At 75.3% G+C, this 16,424-nt stretch carries 9 protein-coding genes; 5 read left to right on the forward strand and 4 right to left on the reverse strand.

Annotated features, from left to right (window positions below):
* Positions 1–83: 83 nt before the first annotated feature.
* From ACFRAV_RS25595 to ACFRAV_RS25610, 4 genes are all read right to left on the reverse strand, one after another.
* Positions 84–851: a hypothetical protein gene (locus ACFRAV_RS25595; RefSeq protein WP_382558600.1), complete on the reverse strand. Its 768-nt coding sequence runs from the start codon at positions 849–851 to the stop codon at positions 84–86.
* A 230-nt stretch (positions 852–1,081) separates the two neighbouring features.
* Entirely contained in the window at positions 1,082–2,188 is a 1,107-nt protein-coding gene (gene prfB, locus ACFRAV_RS25600) for a peptide chain release factor 2 (RefSeq protein WP_382558601.1), read from the reverse strand.
* Positions 2,189–2,291: 103 nt separating this feature from the next.
* Positions 2,292–3,542 carry a serine/threonine-protein kinase gene (locus tag ACFRAV_RS25605; RefSeq protein ID WP_382558602.1) on the reverse strand — a complete coding sequence of 417 codons (1,251 nt, stop codon included), beginning with the start codon at positions 3,540–3,542 and terminating at the stop codon, positions 2,292–2,294.
* Positions 3,543–3,622: 80 nt separating this feature from the next.
* On the reverse strand, positions 3,623–5,344 hold the full coding sequence (locus ACFRAV_RS25610; protein WP_382558603.1) for a serine/threonine-protein kinase: 1,722 nt from the start codon (positions 5,342–5,344) through the stop codon (positions 3,623–3,625).
* Between the two features lie 459 nt (positions 5,345–5,803).
* Between ACFRAV_RS25610 and ACFRAV_RS25615 the strand changes: the two genes are divergently transcribed.
* The 5 genes from ACFRAV_RS25615 (at position 5,804) to ACFRAV_RS25635 (ending at position 16,136) form a co-directional block, all read left to right on the forward strand.
* Positions 5,804–9,133 carry an FHA domain-containing protein gene (locus tag ACFRAV_RS25615; protein ID WP_382558604.1) on the forward strand — a complete coding sequence of 1,110 codons (3,330 nt, stop codon included), beginning with the start codon at positions 5,804–5,806 and terminating at the stop codon, positions 9,131–9,133.
* Positions 9,134–9,970: 837 nt separating this feature from the next.
* The gene (locus ACFRAV_RS25620) at positions 9,971–11,341 is read left to right on the forward strand and encodes an ABC transporter substrate-binding protein (protein WP_382558605.1); all 1,371 of its coding nucleotides are present in this window, start codon (positions 9,971–9,973) and stop codon (positions 11,339–11,341) included.
* A 6-nt stretch (positions 11,342–11,347) separates the two neighbouring features.
* A complete protein-coding gene (locus ACFRAV_RS25625) occupies positions 11,348–12,721 on the forward strand; it encodes a carbohydrate ABC transporter permease (protein WP_382558606.1) in 1,374 nt (457 codons plus the stop codon).
* A complete protein-coding gene (locus ACFRAV_RS25630; RefSeq protein ID WP_382558607.1) occupies positions 12,718–13,638 on the forward strand; it encodes a carbohydrate ABC transporter permease in 921 nt (306 codons plus the stop codon). The genes ACFRAV_RS25625 and ACFRAV_RS25630 overlap by 4 nt, the downstream gene beginning before the upstream one ends.
* Before the next feature lie 269 nt (positions 13,639–13,907).
* Positions 13,908–16,136, forward strand: a complete 2,229-nt coding sequence (locus ACFRAV_RS25635) for a CDP-glycerol glycerophosphotransferase family protein (protein ID WP_382558608.1) — start codon at positions 13,908–13,910, stop codon at positions 16,134–16,136.
* Positions 16,137–16,424 lie beyond the last annotated feature (288 nt).

Consider the following 16,424-nt stretch of genomic DNA (forward strand, 5'->3'; position numbering starts at 1 on the left):
GTACGGCTGATGCCGTACCGCCCCGCCCTTCGTTCATGCGCCCGCCGAGCCGCGTCGGCCCGTCAGGCGGCCGGCCGGTCCGCTCAGGCGGCGGCGCCGCCGCGGCCCTCCATCAGACGCGGGAGGACCCGGAAGCCGATGCCGCCGGCGATCATCGTCGCGGCGCCGATCAGCAGGAACGAGGTCTCCGCGGCACCGGTCTCGGCGAGCTCGTCGCCGCCGCCCTGCGGGGTGGTGGAGTCGGAGCCGGTGTCGACGAGGTTGCCGTCGCCGCCCTGGGGCTCCTCGCCGCCGGTGTTGGGACCGGGGCCGCCGATGCCGCCGCCGTTGCCGCCACCGCCGTTGTTGCCGCCGCCGTTGCCGCCGTTGCCGCCGCCGTTGTCGCCGCCGCCGTTGCCGCCGTTGCCGTTGCCGCCGTCACCGCCGCCGACATCGCCACCACCGACGTCACCGCCGCCCACGTCGCCACCGCCGACGTCACCGCCACCGACATCGCCACCACCGACGTCACCGCCGCCCACGTCGCCACCGCCGACGTCACCGCCACCGACGTCACCGCCGCCGACATCGCCACCACCGTCGCCGCCGGCGATCACGCCCGCGATCACACCGCCGTCGTCACCGCCGCCGCCGTCACCGCCCGCGATGACACCCGCGACCGCGCCGCCGTCACCGCCGCCGTTGTCGCCGCCCTCGGACGTGCCGCCGTCGGTCTCCTGCGCGGTGACCCCGCCGTCGTTGCCGCCGGTCTCGAACGCCGACGCCGCACCCGCCGCGGTGAGCGACGCGCCGGCCGCTATCACCACACCGGCGGTGATCCGCGCGAGGCGGACCCGTGTTCTCTTCGTCATGTGCTTGCTACCCCCAGTAGCTGTCGTCAGGTAGGCCGCGTCCCGGGGGCGGTGATCGACGGGGGCGCCTTCGCCGGCCCCCCGGTTCACATGCGCCCCCGGTCACACGCATGCCGATCTAACCCTTCCGACAAACCAAAGCATCGTCAAGTTGCTTCACGTCACATACACAAAACGACAACTGCCGCCCTAAAGGCGGCAGTTGACTGAAAATGTGGGGCGACGGGCGGTTACTTCTCCTGCTGCTTGCGCCAGCGGATGCCCGCCTCGAGGAACCCGTCGATCTCGCCGTCCAGGACGGCCTGCGGGTTGCCGACCTCGAACTCGGTCCGGAGGTCCTTGACCATCTGGTACGGGTGCAGGACGTACGACCGCATCTGGTTGCCCCAGCTGTTGCCGCTGTCGCCCTTGAGGGCGTCCATCTTCGCCTGCTCCTCCTGGCGGCGCCGCTCGAGCAGCTTGGCCTGGAGGACGTTCATCGCCGTCGCCTTGTTCTGGATCTGCGACCGCTCGTTCTGGCAGGAGACCACGATGCCGGTCGGGATGTGGGTCAGGCGGACCGCGGAGTCGGTCGTGTTGACGCCCTGGCCGCCGGGACCGGAGGAGCGGTAGACGTCCACCCGGAGCTCGGACTCGTCGATCTCGACGTGGTCCGTCTGCTCGACGACCGGCAGCACCTCGACGCCCGCGAAGGAGGTCTGGCGGCGGCCCTGGTTGTCGAACGGGGAGATGCGCACCAGGCGGTGGGTGCCCTGCTCGACGGAGAGGTTGCCGTACGCGTACGGGACCTGGACGGCGAAGGTGGTCGACTTGATGCCGGCCTCCTCCGCGTAGGAGGTCTCGTAGATCTCCGTCTTGTAGCCGTGGCGCTCGGCCCAGCGCAGGTACATGCGCTGGAGCTGCTCGGCGAAGTCCGCGGCGTCGACGCCGCCGGCCTCGGCGCGGATGTTGACCAGCGCCTCACGGGAGTCGTACTCGCCGGAGAGGAGGGTACGGACCTCCATCTCGTCCAGCGCCTTCTTCACCGCGACCAGCTCGGTCTCGGCCTCCGCCTGGGTGTCCGGGTCGTCCTCCTCCTCGGCCATCTCGAAGAGGACGCCGAGGTCGTCGATCCGGCCGCGCAGCGCCTCGGCCTTGCGGACCTCGGCCTGGAGGTGCGACAGCTTGCTGGTGATCTTCTGCGCCTCGTCCGGGTTGTCCCAGAGGGAGGGCGCGGCCGCCTGCTCCTCGAGCACGGCGATGTCTGCCCTCAGCTTGTCGAGGTCCAGGACGGCCTCGATCGACTCCATGGTCGAGGAGAGGGACTTCAGCTCTTCGGATACATCGACGACTGCCACGCCCTCCAGCGTAACGGCTCCGTCCGGCGGCCAGGGCCACACCCCTGGGCCCGGGACGGCCCGCGTCCGGCCCGCGCCCCGGCCGCCACCGCTCCCCCGGCCGTCAGGGAGCCGCCGAGGAGGCGCCCGGGGCGGGCGGGGCGGGAGCGTCCCCGGAAGGAGAGGCGAGCCACCAGGCCGTGGCCGCCGCCGCGGCCGCGACCGCCAGCCCGGCCGCGGTCACCGCCCGCCCCCGCGCGGCGGCGGGCCGGTTGCGGGCCGAGCCCGGCCGCGGGGCTCCGGCGGCCCTGGGCGCCCGCGCCGTCCCCAGCGCGCCGCCGGCCAGCTCGTCCGGCTCCGGCACCCGCATCGAGGTGTGGGTGTCCCGGTTGGAGTCCGGCCGCGACCCCCGCACCAGCGGCACGGCCCCACGCCGGGAGGCGGCCTGGGGCGCGCGGCGGTCCACGTCGGCCGGGGCGCCGGGGAGCGGGGCCTGCGGAGCCTCGGGCTCCTCCTCCGGGTCGACGTCCTCGACGTCCAGCGCGGGCATCCCGGCCAGCAGCGGCAGCACCTCGCGCAGCCGCTCCGCCAGCTCGGCGGCCCGCAGCCGCGAGGCCGGGGCCTTGGACAGGCACTGCACGATCAGCCGCCACAGTTCCTCGGGAATTCCCGGCAGCGGCACCACCGTCTCGGTCACGTGCCGCCGCAGCACCGCCCCGGGGTGGCCCCCGCCGAACGGCGTGAACCCGGCCAGCAGCTCGTAGAGCACGGTCGCCAGGGCGTAGATGTCGACCGAGGCGCGCGGCGGCAGTCCCTCGACGATCTCGGGGGCCAGGTAGTCCGGAGTACCGATGATCTTGGTGGCCCGGCTGCGCCGCGGCACGTCGATGAGCTTGGCGACCCCGAAGTCGGTCAGCAGCGCCGGGTGGGAGTTGCCGGGGCCGAGCGCGCCGTCCATGTCGAGCAGGACGTTCTCCGGCTTGACGTCCCGGTGCACCACACCGGCGGCGTGCGCCGCGGCCAGCGCGTCGGCGACGTCCGCGACGACGGCCACCGCCGCCTCCGGGGCGAGACGGCGCTCGCGCTCCAGGCGGGTGCGCAGGTCGGTGCCGCGCACCAGGTCCATCACCAGGGCGAGGTTGCTCCCGTCGACGACCAGGTCGCGCACCGAGACGATGCGCGGGTGCTCGAGGCCGAGCAGCGCGGTCCGCTCGCCGACGAAGCGGCCGACCAGCTCCTCGTCCGAGGACAGGTCCTCGCGCAGGAGCTTGATCGCCACGGGCCCCTCGGGACCCTCGCCGAGCCACACCGTGCCGGCGCTGCCCCGTCCGAGGATCTGGTGGGCGGTGTACCGGCTGCCGATCTTCCGTGCCAAGAGAGCTCCTGTGAAAGCGTGTTGGTGCAAACCTACGCGCCCACGGGGCCCTCCCTCACGGCAGCCGGTGAATTCACCCGCTACGGCAGGGCGTCCTGGGCGTCACCGACGCCCTTCTGGACGTCGTCGACGCCGTTCTGCACGTCCTTGGCGGTGTCCCCGATGCTGGTGAACCAGTCGGAGATGTCGCCCATCCAGGTGGTCAGCTGGTCCCACCAGCCCTTGCCGGTGCCGATCCACTCCTGAAGCGGCGACAGCTCCCAGACCAGCCAGCCCGCCACGAAGAAGACCACGACCATGATCAGGCAGCCCTTGAGGCAGCCCAGACCGGGGATGCGGACCGGGTTGGCGCTGCGGCGCCGCTCGGGCGGGGCGGCCGGCGGCTGCTGCGGCGGGGCCGCGTAGCGCTGCGGCTGGGGCTGGACCGGCCGCTGCGCGGGCCGCTGGACCGGTCGCGGCGCCGGACGCTGCACCGGCTGCTGGTGCTGCGGCGGGTAGCCGTACTGCTGCTGGGAGCGCGGGGGCTGCTGCGGACGCGGGGCGACCTGCCGCTGCGGCCGGCGGCGTCGCAGCGGGTCCCCCGAGTCGTCGTCGGGGTGGACGTACTGCTGGACCTGCGTCTGCTCGTTGCGTTCACGGGCCGCGCTGAGCTGGGTCTGCCAGGGGTGCGGCTGCTCGGGGCCCGCGCCGGCGCCCTGCGGCGGCATCATCCGCGTCGGGTCGGCGTCGCCGCCGGAACCGCCCGGCGGGTGCTGCATCACGGTGGTGGCGGCGTTCGGGTCGTACGCGCCGCCCTGGCCGAAGCCCTGGCCCTGGCCCGGCCCGTGCGGGAGGACCTGGGTGGGCTCGGAGGCCCCGGAGGGCTGGGGCGTGCCGGGCACCGGAGCGGGGGCCGGGTCGGGCGCGAGCAGGGCACCGACGTTGTCGGCGGCCACGATCTGCGCCGAGCTGGCCCGCAGGCCCACGCCGTCGGCGACCACGCGCAGCGCGCGGGCCAGGCCGACCGCGCTGGGGCGCTCGTCGGGGTTCTTGCGCAGGCAGCGCTCGATGACCGTCCACAGCGGCTCGGGCAGCGTGGAGGGACGGCGCGGCTCGGCGTTGAGGTGCTGCTGGAGCACCTCGAGCGCGCTGCCGCCGCCGAACGGCGGGCGGCCGGTGACCAGCTCGTAGAGCAGGATGCCGGCGCCGTAGATGTCGACCGCCGAGGTCTGCGGGCGGCCCTCGGCGGACTCCGGGGCCACGTACGACGGCGTGCCGACGAACTCGCTGGTGCGGGTCAGGCCCGGGGAGTCGGCGAGGCGGGCGATGCCGAAGTCGGTCAGCATCGGGTGCAGCTCGCCGCCGGTCTGGCGCAGCAGGACGTTGGCGGGCTTGAGGTCGCGGTGCACCACGCCGTCCGCGTGGCTGGCGGCCAGCGCGTCGGCGATCTGCGCCGTGAGCAGGGAGGCGGCGACCGGGCTGAAGGGGCCGTTCTCCCGCAGGTAGCGGTGCAGGTCGGGGCCCTCGATCAGGTCCATCACCAGGGCGAGCAGGTCGCCCTCGACGACCAGGTCGCGCACCCGGACGATGTTGTCGTGGGTGAGCCGGAGCAGGACGGAGCGCTCGCGGAGGAAGCGCATCACGACGTCGGGGTCGCTCGCCAGCTCCTCCTTGAGGACCTTGATGGCGACGGTCTCGCCGGGCTGCCCGGCGACGGCGGCCTCGGCCCCCGCGGTCTCACGCTGGCTGGCTCGCCAGACGGTGCCCGTGGCGCCGCGTCCGATCGGCTCCTCGAGCAGGTACTTGCTGCCTACCGGCCGCACGTCATGTGCTCCCTGCTGGTCGTGATCACTCGCACCGGCGCTTCGGCGACCGGTCCTGCCCACTGTAAGGCCGTGGGGCCCGGTGGCGGCGGTCGTCGGCATGCCCGGATCCGTCTCGGTCCGGACACGGCCGGTGAGGCGGCGCCGGGTGGGGCACGCCGTGCGGGGCGCGGTGGGGCTCCCCGCACGGAAAGACGTGCATCCCGGTCGCTTGGTTTCCGCGAGCGAGCGTAATCAGTCATGAACAGGTGTTGAATGGGCCACTTTCCAGGACACAGGTGACCAATCAAGATCACTTGAGGGTGGCCCGCGGGCGCGGGCCGCGTCCCGGGTGCGAGGATGCACCCTGCTACAGCTACAGGCCGACGTGCTCTGCGGGCGGTTGGGGACGGCGCGGTGGGGGACCCGGGGCGTCGACCACTGCCACGGGCGCCCGAGCGGAAGGGATCGCTGACGGCGATGCAGATCCGGCTGACCGTCGTAGACCCGCTGAACCCCACCGCCGCGAGCCGCGACGTGCTGGTCACCGCCCCCGCCGGCACCACGCTGGCGGCCGTGGCGGCGGACCTGGCCACGGCGGTTCCCGGCGGGGACGGGGGCGGGACCGCCCTGTACGCCGGGGCCGAGCGGCTGGACCCGCTGCGCCGGGTGCTGGGCGAACCCCCTCTGGTGGACGGCGCGGTGCTGTCGCTGGGCGCGCCCGCCGACCCCGACGGCCACCTCGGCGCGCAGGACGGCACCGGGCCGGCCGCGGTCGCCGAGCTGCACGTGGTCGCCGGTCCCGACGCGGGCGGCGTCCACCTGCTGCACGGGGGCCAGGTCACCGTCGGCCGCTCCGTCGACGCCGAGATCCCGCTCGACGACCCGGACGTCTCCCGCACGCACTGCGCGGTCACCGTCGCCCCGGACGGTTCGGTGACCGTTGCCGACCTGCGCTCCACCAACGGCACGCGGCTCGACGGCCGGGTCCTGGACTCCGGGCCGGTCCCGCTGGCGCCGGGGGCGCTGCTGCGGGTCGGGGAGTCCACGCTGCGGCTCGCCCTGCCCGCCTCCGTGCCGCCCTCGCCGGTGACGGCGGACGGCGAGGGGTGCCTCCGGCTGTCCGTGGGGCCCGGCGGTCCCGGCTCCGGCGGTCCGGACCCCACGGTGGGTTCTGGTGCGCCCGGCGCGCACGGCGCTCCGGCTGCTGCCCGGGCCGACCGCACCGCAGCCGCGCAGGAAGCGCAGGACGCGCACGCGCAGGACGCGCAGGGGTCACGGGGCGCCTGGGAACGGCAAGGGGGCTGGGTCCGGCAGGAGGACCGGTACCGACAGGAGGGCTGGGACGCCCGGGAGACCCGGGGTGGCGGGACCGCCCGGGGCGCCACCGGCGAGGGCCCGGCCGGGGAGGCCGCCGGCGTGCCGGGCGGCCCCGACGCGTTCCCCGGGACCCCCTCCGGGCACTCCGGGCGGCTCGCGGCGTCCGCGGCCACCGGCGGCCGGGGCGACGCGCCCGCGGCCGACGGTCCCACCGGAGTCGCGTACGGATCCGCGTACGGAGGGGCGCCCGGCGCCCCCACGGCCCCCGGCGAGGCCGCGGCCCCCGGTGAGGCCGGGGAGCCCGCCCGGCGGCGGGGCATAACGGCGTGGGCCCGGCGACTGACCGCCGGCCGGAGCGGGGGCGAGCGCGCCGACGCCGCCTCCTCCGGACGGACCGCGCACACCGACGGCTGGGCCACCGTCCCCCGCCGCCCCGACACCTGGCCGGACCCGGCCGAGCTGCTGCTCACCGCGCTGGGCCCCGGCCCGCGCCTGTGGGAGCGCGGCCACGACCACCCCGAGGCGCTCACGGTCCGCCTCGGCACCGCTGACCGGCCGTCCCCCGACGGCGAGGGCCTGCTGCCCGCCGTGCCGGTGACCGCCGCCCTGCGCGAGGCCGGGTCGCTGGGGCTCGCGGGGCCCCGCCCCCGGCTGGCCGGGCTGGCCCGCGCGGTGCTGGCGCAGCTGGCCGCGCTGCACTCCCCGGACATCCTGGAGATCGTGCTGATCAGCGCGGACCGCTCGCGCCCCCTGGAGGAGCGGACCGCGGAGTGGGCCTGGCTCGGCCTGCTCCCCCACGTGCGCCCCACCCAGGGTCAGGACTGCCGCCTGCTGCTGGCGCACGACCGCGACCAGGCCGCCGCCCGGACCGAGGAACTGCTGCGCCGGGTCGCCGACTCAGCGGCCGCGCCGTCACCCGCCCCCAACGGGCCCGGCGGCCCGGCCGCCCCGCGGACCGGCGGGCTGCGTTCCACCGTGCTGGTGGTCGACGGCGACCCCGGCGGCGCGGACGTGCGGGACGCGGTGTCCCGGCTGACGCTGAACGGTCCGCGGGCCGGCGTGCACGTGCTGTGCCTGGCCGAGACCGCACCGGCCTCCCCCGCCTCCCCGCTCACCGAGACCTACGAGACGGCGTGCTCCCTGGTCCCCGCCTTCCGCGCCTGCGGGGCGGTGGCGCTGCTCAGCGGCGACGTCGCCACGGCGCTGCGGTTGCTGCGGCTCGCGCCGGTGAGCGGCGTCCCGGCGCCGCGCTCGGGGTCCGGCTCCGCCACCCCGGCCGGGCCGGTGCTGCCGCGGACCGCGCCGGTGGGCCACGGCACGGTGGGCGCGGTCGACGCGGTGTCGCCGGCGTGGGCCGAGCGGTTCGCCCGGGCGCTGGCCCCGTTGCGGGCCGACGCGCCACCGTCCCCGTCGCCGGGGGCGGCGGGCTCCCGCGGGCCGCAGCCCGGGCCCTCGCAGCCGCTGCCCGACGCGGCGCGGCTGCTCGACGAACTGGGCCTCGCCCGCGCCACCCCGTCCTCCCTCCTGGCCCGCTGGGCCGACGCCGCGGACGACCCGGACTCACCCGGCGGCCGCGCGGTCGCCGTCCTGGGCGCGGGTCCGCACGGGCCGGTCGCCGTGGACCTCGCGGCCGAGGGGCCGCACCTGCTGGCCGAGGGCGCCGTCGGCAGCGGGCGCACGGAGCTGCTGCGGGCCGTGGTGGCCTCGCTGGCGTCCGCGGAACGGCCCGAGCGGCTCGCGGTGCTGCTGGTGGACGGTTCCGCGTCGCCGCGCGCCCAGGGGCTCGAGCCGTGCGCCGAGATCCCGCACGTCACGGGCCGGCTGGTCGCCAACGACCCGCTCATCATGCGGGAGTTCGCGCAGTCGCTGACCGCCGAGCTGAAGCGGCGCGGCGAGGTGCTGGGGCTGATGGACTTCGCCTCCTGGCACGCGGGCCGGATGCCGGCGCGGGTCGTGCCGCAGCGGGGGTCCGCGGCGGCGGGGCCGGCCGATCCGGTGACGATGCCGCGACTGGTGGTCGTGGTGGACGACCTCGACGCGCTGCTGCACCCCGCGCTCGGGGCGCCGGGCCGTCCGTCCGCGGGTTCGGTGGTGCGGGCGCTGGAGGCGGTGACGCGGGACGGGGGGCGGCTGGGCGTCCACCTGGTCGCGGCGGCGGTCTCGGCGGAGGGTTCGGAGCCCGGGCGTCTGTCCTCCCTGCGCGTCCTGCTCGACGACGGCGCACCGACGGGACGCGGGCGTCTCCTCGCGCCCGGCGGGTCGGTCACGCCCTTCCAGGGCGGGAGGGTGACGGGCCGTATCCCCCGCACGGGGACGCTGCGGCCCACCGTGCAGCCCCTGGACTGGTCCCGCATGGGCGATCCCCCCACCCGCCGCCCCGTCCGCGAACTCGGCAACGGCCCCACCGACCTCGCCCTCCTCACCAGCGCCCTCACCCGCGCCGCCGCCCAGCACCCCACCTCCACCGTCCCGTCCGCCGCCGCGCGCTAGGCCCCGCCCCTCGGGAGGCGGCACGCCGATCCCTCCCGGTGTCGCGCCGCCCCCTCCCGGTTGCGCCGCCCCCTCCCGGTTGCGCCGCCCCCTCCGGACGGCCCGCCCGCCCCCCCCTGCGGGCGGCCCGCCCGCCCCCCTGCGGGCGGCTGGGCCGCCCAGGGGGCGGCACGGGCGGGCGCAGGGGCGGCGCCTCCGCGGCGAGCGGCTCGCCCCACCGTGCGCAAGCCTCCGGCACCATAAGCACGAGACCTGGCCGCAGCCGGGGTCAGGGCTGAGCCCCGGTGGCAGCACCCTCTCGTTCCCCCGACCCGCCCCCTTCCCAGAGGGGCTTACGTCGCGTGGAGCGAGCTGTCTCGTGGGGACGTGGGCCCCTGCGCCCACCTCCCCCAAGGACTTCGTCCAGGGGGTACCCCCACCCCCAAGCTCTCGGCTTCGCTCGAGCAGGTGGGGGTACCCCCGGACGAAGTCTGGGGGAGGACCCCCATCGCCCCAGCGGCACGATTGCCCGCAGGGGGGCGGGGAGCGTGAACTCGCACCGCCCGCTGGCCCAGCGGCACGACTGCCCGAAGGGTGCGGGGAGCGCGGATCCGCAAGCCGCGGGGTGGCCCCCGGCGGTACGGGGGCGCCCCGTGCCGGGCGTGGCCCCGGGCGGGACGGGGCGCCCGCCCCGCCGCACCCAGGGGCGAAAAGTAACGGCGGGGCAACGATCAGGGCGACACGCCCACGGCACCGAGCCCGCGTCAGCAACGCGCGCGTAACCCGCACTTCCCCTGGGAAGGCGCAAGTCGCAACGTCCACCGACACGTTCAGCGACGAACGAAGAACGGGGCAACGATGCGCGTACGCAAGGCGCTGACAACCTCTCGGATACCCACCGCCCTGGTGGCCACCTCCCTGGCCCTCGCCCTCGCGGCCTGCGGCGGCGGTGACGACGGGAAGAAGGACAAGGACAAGGCCGCCGGCGGCGGCGCCGCGAAGGAGACCGTCGACCTGCCGAAGCTCGACGGGGAGACCCTCGAGGTCGCCGCCGTCTGGACCGGCACGGAGCAGGAGAACTTCAAGAAGGTCCTCGCGGAGTTCGAGAATCGCACCGGCGCGACGGTGAAGTTCGTGCCCGCCCAGGACCCGATCATCAACTTCCTCGGCTCCAAGATCGCCGGCGGCGCCCCGCCGGACGTGGCGATGCTGCCGCAGGTCGGCGCCATCCACCAGGCCGTGGAGAAGGGCTGGGCCAAGCCGCTCGGCGAGGAGGCCAAGGCGCAGCTCGCCAAGAACTACAGCCAGGGCTGGCAGGACCTCGGCTCCCACGAGGGCAAGCCGTACGGGGTCTACTACAAGGCCGCCAACAAGTCCCTGATCTGGTACAACACCCAGGTCTTCGAGAACGCGGGCGCGAAGGAGCCCAAGAGCTGGGACGAGCTGATGGCCACCGCCCAGGCCGTCTACGACTCCGGCGTGACCCCGTTCTCGGTGGGCGGCGCCGACGGCTGGACGCTGACCGACTGGTTCGAGAACGTCTACCTCTCGCAGGCCGGCCCGGAGAAGTACGACCAGCTGGCCAAGCACGAGATCAAGTGGACCGACCCGTCGGTCAAGGAGGCCCTGACCACCCTGGCCCAGGTGTGGGGCAAGGCGGACTACGTCGCGGGCGGCGCCGACGGCGCGCTGCAGACGGAGTTCCCCGCCTCGGTGACCCAGACCTTCAGCAAGGGCGACCAGCCGAAGGCCGCCATGGTCTACGAGGGCGACTTCGTGCAGGTCAACATCGGTGAGACGGACGCGAAGGTCGGCACCGACGCCAAGGTGTTCCCCTTCCCGGCGGTCGGCGACAGCGCTCCGGTGGTCTCCGGCGGCGACGCCGCGGTGATCCTCGAGGACTCCAAGGCCTCGCAGGCGCTGGCCACCTTCCTGGCCTCCCCGGACGCCGCCGGCATCCAGGCGAAGCTGGGCGGCTACCTCTCGCCGAACAAGGCGGTGGACTCGTCCGCCTACCCGAACGAGGTGCAGCGCAAGATGGCCGAGGCGCTGATCGAGGCCGGTGACGACTTCCGGTTCGACATGTCGGACCAGGCCCCGCAGGCCTTCGGCGGCACGCCCGGCAAGGGCGAGTGGAAGATCCTCCAGGACTTCCTGAAGAACCCGAAGGACGTCGAGGGCGCCCAGAAGAAGCTGGAGGCCGCCGCGGCCAAGGCCTACGGGGACTGAGGCCCGATGGATCCGGCCGTGACCAAGGAGGGGTCCCCGGCGGCAGAGCCCGCCGGGGCGCCCTCCGCCCCGCCGTCCCCCCGCGGCCGGGCGTCCCGGAGACGGGCGTCCGCCCTCCCGTTCCTGTTCCTGCTGCCCGCCCTGGTGCTGCTGGGCGCCCTGGTGGTGTACCCGATCGGGTACTCGCTGCTGCGCAGCCTCTTCGACCGCACCGGTGAGAACTTCGCCGGCTTCGACAACTACGTCGAGCTCTTCACCGACGACGGCATCCTGCGGGCGCTGACCAACAACCTCATCTGGGTGGTGGTGGCGCCGGCCGTTGCCACCGCGCTCGGCCTGATCTTCGCCGTGCTCACCGAACGGGTGCGCTGGGGCACGGCGTTCAAGCTGGTCGTCTTCATGCCGATGGCGATCTCCATGCTGGCCGCGGGCATCATCTTCCGCCTGGTCTACGACCAGGACCCGGACAAGGGCGTCGCCAACGCGGTGTGGGTGGGGGTGCACGACACCTTCGCGGAGTCCTCCGCCTTCCCCAAGGCGCACCCGGGGCGCGAGTCGCCGCTGAAGCCGGCCGGCGGCGGCGCGTTCGTCACCACCGACCCGGTGCGCGTCGGCACGCCGGTGTCGCTGCCGCTGGTGGGCGTCGCCCCCGACGTGATGCCCGACGACGCCTCCCCGGCCCGCCCGGCGAAGGCCGGGCAGGACCGGATCACCGGGGTGACCTGGCAGGACTTCACCCGCGGCAAGGGCGTGGGCGCGCTCAACGAGCCGGACGCCACCGAGGTCGGCTATCCGGGCATGCGGATCGAGGCGGTCAAGGACGGCAAGGTGGTGGACCGGGCCACGGCGGCCTCGGACGGCTCCTTCAGCCTGTCCGCCGAGGCCGACGGGGCGCTGCTGCGGCTGCCGGCCGACAACTTCCGCGAGCCGTACAACGGGATCGACTGGCTCGGTCCGTCGCTGGTCACCCCGGCGGTGATCGGGTCGTACGTGTGGATGTGGGCCGGGTTCGCGATGGTGCTGATCGCCGCGGGCCTCGCCGGGGTGCCGCGGGAGCTGATGGAGGCGGCCCGGGTGGACGGGGCCACCGAGTGGCAGGTGTTCCGCCGGATCACCGTGCCGCTGCTGGCCCCGGTGCTGGGCGTGGTGCTGGTCACCCTGATGATCAACGTGCTGAAGATCTTCGACCTGGTCTACATCATCCCGCCGGGCTCCTCGCAGGACGACGCCAACGTGCTGGCGCTGGAGCTCTACCGGAAGGGCTTCGCCGAGGACCAGCCGGGCGTCGCCAGCGCCATCTCGGTCTTCCTGCTGCTGCTCGTCGTCCCGGTGATGTGGTTCAACGTCCGGCGGATCAGGCAGGAGGGCCGACAGCGATGACCTCGACCTCGACGCCGACGACACCGGCTCCGGCCTCGGGCGCGGCCGGGAAGCAGGCGCCGCGCAGGCCCTCGCTCGCCTCGCGGGCGGTCTCCGGGCTGGGCGGGACGCTGGTCCAGCTGTTCCTGGTGGTGGTCGGCCTGTTCTGGCTGATGCCCACCGTGGGTCTGCTGCTCTCCTCGCTGCGCTCGCCGCGGGACATGGCGGACAGCGGCTGGTGGACCGTCCTGACCGAGCCCTCGCGGATGACCCTCGAGTCGTACACGAACCTGCTCGGCAACGACGACATCACCGGTTCGCTGTTCAACACCCTGCTGATCACCGTGCCGGCCACCCTGCTGGTCGTGGTGATCGGCGCGCTCGCCGGCTACGCCTTCGCCTGGATGGAGTTCCCCGGGCGCGACTGGTGGTTCCTGGGCGTGGTCGGCCTGATCGTGGTGCCGGTCCAGGTGGCGCTGCTGCCGATCGCCGAACTCTTCGGCGATCTGGGCCTGTTCGGGTCGATCGCGGGTGTGGTGCTGTTCCACACCGGGTTCGGCCTGCCGTTCGCGGTGTTCCTGCTGCGGAACTTCTTCGCGGAGATCCCGCGCGAGCTGCTCGAGGCGGCCCGGCTGGACGGCGCGGGGGAACTGCGCCTGTTCACCCGGGTGGTGCTGCCGCTGGGCGGCCCGGCGGTGGCGAGCCTGGGCATCTTCCAGTTCCTGTGGGTGTGGAACGACATGCTGGTCGCGCTGGTCTTCGCCGACTCCGGCAGCCAGCCGATCACGGTGGCGCTGCAGACCCAGGTGAGGCAGTTCGGCAGCAACATCGACGTGCTCGCGCCGGGCGCGTTCCTCTCCATGGCGATCCCGCTGGCGGTGTTCTTCGCCTTCCAGCGGCAGTTCGTCTCCGGGGTGATGGCGGGCGCCGTGAAGTAGGCCCCGTGCGGCGGACACCGCGACCCGGGCCGACAGCCCGTGACGCGGTGTCAGGGAAGCGCGTCACTCGATCGGAAGCGTCCGGCAAGCGGGCGAATCCGTTCACCTGAAGGGGCGGTCCGGTCAACGGGCCGCCCCGACACGCGTCCGGCGTCGCCACCTGCCAGGGCGACAAGGCGTATCCAGGTCACACCTTCGGATCTTCCGGTACCGGTCCCGTCGGCCCGGCGCCCGAGCCCGACCGCCCCCGTCACCCCCTGGATGTGCCGTTGCCCAGGTTCAGTGTCATCGTGCCCGCGTACCAGGTCCAGGCGTACCTGCACTCCTGCCTGGAGTCGGTGCTCGGGCAGTCGTACACGGACCTGGAGCTGATCGCGGTCGACGACGGGTCCCCGGACCGGTGCGGGGCGATCATCGACGAGTTCGCCGCCCGCGACGGCCGGGTCCGCCCCGTCCACCTGGAGCGCAACACCGGGCTCGGAGCGGCCCGCAACGCCGGCCTGGAGCGGGCGTCGGGCGACTACCTGGTCTTCCTCGACGGCGACGACGCCCTCACCCCGCACGCCCTGCGGGCGATCGCCGAGCGGCTGGAGCGCACCGGCGACCCGGACGTGCTGGTCTACGACTACGCCCGCCTCCACCTGGACGGCACCGCCGTGCGCAACCGGCTCGCCGCCGAGCTGCGCGAGGACGGTCCCGCCCCCTTCCCGCTCGACGACCGGCCCGGGCTGCTGGACCTGCTGATGGTCGTCTGGAACAAGGCCTACCGCAGGGACTTCGTGGAGCGGGAGAAGCTCCGCTTCCCGGACGGCTGCTACGAGGACACCCCGTTCACCTACCCGGCCCTGCTGGCCGCCGCCTCCCTGGCCACCCTGGACCGGGTCTGCCTCCACTACCGCCAGCGCCGCCTCGGCAACATCCTCGGCACCCCCGGCCGGCAGCACTTCGACGTCTTCGCGCAGTACGACCGGGTCTTCGCCTTCCTCGACGCCCGGCCCGCCCTGGCGCACTGGCGGGGACCGCTGTTCCAGCGCATGACGGACCACTACGTCACCGTCCTCCAGCGTGCCGACCGGCTGCCGCCCGGCACCCACCGCGAGTTCCTGCGCCGCGCCCGCGACCACCACCGCCGCCACCGCGTGCCGGGGCCGCCGCCCGCCGGGCTGCGCGCTCGCGGCCGTCACCTGGTGATCGGCAGCGGCAGCGTCCCGCTCTGGCGCGCCCTGCGGCTCACCCTGGCCGTCTCCCGTCGCGCGGGCCGTCCCGCCCGCGCCGCCCTCCGCGCCGCCCGCGCGCTCCTGCTACGCGCCCACTACGCCGTGCAGCGGCTGCTGCCCACCCGCGACCTCGCGCTCTTCACCGCCGGGGACGGCGCCGCGCCCTACGGCGGCGACCCGGGCGCGCTGGAGACCGCGTTCCGGATGTGGTCGCCGCGCACCCGCACCGCCTGGGCCGCCCCGCGCGCCCTCGCCGACACCGTGCCGCCGGAGACCTCCCGCCTCGCCCCGGACTCCCTCGCCTGGTGGACGGCGCTGGCCCGCGCCCGCTACCTGGTCACCGACACCGGCTTCGGCCGCCCGGTGCGCCCCCGGCGCGGACAGGTCCTGCTGCACACCCTCGACGGCCTGCCGCTGACCCGCGCCGGACTGGACGCGGCCCGGCCCGACGTCGACGCCGTCCTCGCCGACGTCGACACCTGGGACCTGTGCCTGTCCGGCGACGCCCACACCACGCTGGTCCACGAACGCGGCTTCCCCGGCCGGTACACCACTCTCGAGTTCGGCCGCCCCCGCACCGACGCCTACCAGCGGGCCACCGCCGAGGACGTCGCCCGCGGGCGCGCCCTGCTGGGCGTCCCGGCCGAGCGCACCGCGGTGCTGTACGCCCCTGTCCCGCGCCCGCACCCGCAGCCCTCGCTGGACGTGGAGGAGCTGGCGCGGCGGCTCGGCGAGCGGTTCGTGCTGCTCACCACCGTCCCCGACCCCGGCACCTACCCGCCCGGCCGGGTGATCGACGTGTCCCGCACGGCAGCGCCCGCGGCCACCCTCTGCCTGGCGGCGGACGTCCTGCTCACCGACTGCTCCCCGCTGATCGCCGACTTCGCCGCGCTGGACCGGCCGGTGGTCCTCTGGGGCCCGGACCGGGCCGCCCTGGACGCCGTGCGCGGGCTGTATCCCGTCCAGGTGCCGGGCGCGGTCGCCCGGGACACCGCCGAGCTGGCCCGGCTGCTGGTCACCGGGGCCTGCGACGGCCCCGCCCAGGCCGAACTGCGCGCGGACTTCCGCGAACGGCACTGCCCGTACGACGACGGGCGGGTCGCCGAGCGGGTGGTGCGGCGGGTGGTCCTCGGCGAGAGCGCCGGCCTGCCCGCGGTGACCCCGCCCGCCGAGCGCCGCCCGGCCCCCGCGGCCGCCCCGGTGAGCGCGACCGGCACCGGTCCCGCCGCCCTGCCCGCCGCACGGCCGGCCGCGGGCTACGGCCTGGCGGAACAGCGCTGAGGGGAACGCCGCCGATGCCCACGTCCCGCCCGACCCCGACCCGCCCCTCCACCTGGCGGCCACCGGGCCGTCCCCCGGGCCCCCACCACGGCCGCCGGCCCGCCACACGCCGCCGGCCCGCCGCGCATCGACCCCACGCGAGCCGACCCACCGCGCGCCGCCGACCCGCAGGGAGACGATCCGCAGTGAGCCGCCGACCCGCAGGGAGCCGACCCGCTGTAAGCCGACCCGCAGTGAGCCGGATCGCGGTAAGCCGCCGGCCCGCCGTGAGTCGCCGCGCCACCGCGA

This window comes from Streptomyces sp. NPDC056600, assembly GCF_042792855.1.
GTDB lineage: Bacteria > Actinomycetota > Actinomycetes > Streptomycetales > Streptomycetaceae > Streptomyces.

What these genes read in the sequence shown, in the direction of transcription:
- ACFRAV_RS25595 (WP_382558600.1), bottom strand. Translation starts at nt 851, where the DNA reads ATGACGAAGAGAACACGGGTCCGCCTCGCGCGGATCACCGCCGGTGTG.
- ACFRAV_RS25615 (WP_382558604.1), top strand. Translation starts at nt 5,804, where the DNA reads ATGCAGATCCGGCTGACCGTCGTAGACCCGCTGAACCCCACCGCCGCG.
- ACFRAV_RS25620 (WP_382558605.1), top strand. Translation starts at nt 9,971, where the DNA reads ATGCGCGTACGCAAGGCGCTGACAACCTCTCGGATACCCACCGCCCTG.
- ACFRAV_RS25630 (WP_382558607.1), top strand. Translation starts at nt 12,718, where the DNA reads ATGACCTCGACCTCGACGCCGACGACACCGGCTCCGGCCTCGGGCGCG.
- ACFRAV_RS25625 (WP_382558606.1), top strand. Translation starts at nt 11,348, where the DNA reads ATGGATCCGGCCGTGACCAAGGAGGGGTCCCCGGCGGCAGAGCCCGCC.